Origin of the sequence: Thermogutta sp. (genome assembly GCF_039793925.1) — a bacterium.
Classification (GTDB): domain Bacteria; phylum Planctomycetota; class Planctomycetia; order Pirellulales; family Thermoguttaceae; genus Thermogutta.
The window spans coordinates 1-1,006 of the sequence record NZ_JBAMME010000196.1; the positions used below are offsets into that span (position 1 = coordinate 1).

The window sequence follows — 1,006 nt, forward strand, 5'->3', positions numbered from 1 at the left end:
GACCAAGTCGCGCCATCGTAGCTTCTGTCAAGGTGGGGGCGGTTTGACGCTTACCAGCTTTCCACTGCCGACGGGACAGGATCCATATGGAATGTAAAAATGCTTAGTGTGATGACCAGTAGGAAAAGACCGATTATTATCTTCAGAAACAATTTCGCATTCATTGTTCAAAATCGCAGGCTCCCCCGACGAAACCCAGTTGTCCAACTGGCGGTTATATCATATGGCCGTGAATAGGGAAAATCGATGTCTATCCAATCAACTAAATCAAACCAATCGATCACATCTGCAAACCTGTCGCGCAATTTCCAATTAGAAAAGCAGGTGTATGTTAGTTGCCTCCTGCAGCAATTGACAGTAATAGCACAGTAGCCAGTAGCTGTCACAGTCGTTCCACCTATCGGGAATAGGGCCGAGTTGGAGCTGCCCTCACTTCCTATCAGGGGATGGAACACACGCTCACCGGTGTATACATCAAGAACTGCGCTGGTCCCGCGATTCCCTTTTCCACACCACGACTGCGCTTTTAGCATCATAGCTTGAGCTTGAGTCGATTCGTACGAAGCCGTATAGCCCTTTGCATCTAGCTCCGCACGCAGATCATCTAGAAGTCCAACGTCTGCGAGGTCAACGGGGCGACCACCTCCGAAAAAGTAGTGCTTGATCCAGTCGATAAGGCGCCATTTGTCCCCGAAAGGATCGACTGCACAATTGGGAATGTCCGCTCCGTATACGTACCAGTTGAGACCATCCCGCACCGGATCCCTGCTGGTAAACCTCCCCACCTCCGGATCATAAAACCTCACCCCAAGCTGCAGCAGCCCGAACTCCGGCTCCTGGTAGTGCGTGTAGTAGCCGAGTTGGCCGACGTATTGGTAGGGCTGGTTGATTGAGCCGGAGTAGCAGTCGTGCGAAAGAAGCGAGCCGTAGGCGTCGTAGGCATACTTGTCAGTGATGTCGCCGTCGGCGTCGGTCAGCAGTCTCGTCGAGCCGAGTTCGTCGAAGT

1 protein-coding gene is annotated in these 1,006 nt (G+C 52.3%); it reads right to left on the minus strand.

The annotated features are described in order from the left end of the window. Positions 1–167: 167 nt before the first annotated feature. A partial coding sequence (locus ABJK56_RS07185; protein ID WP_347243986.1) for an RHS repeat-associated core domain-containing protein occupies positions 168–1,006 on the minus strand: 839 nt, incomplete at its 5' end.